The sequence below is a fragment of the Peribacillus sp. SIMBA_075 genome (assembly GCF_046534585.1).
This window is the reverse complement of record NZ_JAWRYN010000474.1, coordinates 1-277: the sequence shown is the minus strand read 5'-3', so window position 1 is coordinate 277 and position 277 is coordinate 1. Positions and strand designations below refer to the sequence as shown.

At 39.0% G+C, this 277-nt stretch carries 1 pseudogene; it reads right to left on the bottom strand.

From position 1 onward, the window contains the following. Positions 1-277, bottom strand: a pseudogene (locus SB775_RS29055) (hypothetical protein); the annotation flags it as partial.

Sequence of the window (277 nt, the reverse complement as noted above, 5' to 3'; positions counted from 1 at the left end):
GCAAGTGCATATTTACCGACACTTAAATCCATCATCGCATAAGAGTCACCACAAACAAACCCACCGCCTTTTGCAGCTGTGGCCAACCCAGTATCAAGAGAATATGTTTTTGCCGAACCAAATGATATTAAGCTGTGGCCGTTCGGATAAGAAGATTTTTCTTCATGTTTAACAACAATATTTTCCTTTAGAATGTCAGAAAGCATCGGCGCAACTAACTTTTCACATTCTCCATGTTCATTAGATGCAACTGGAATCAACATTTCAATATCGATAC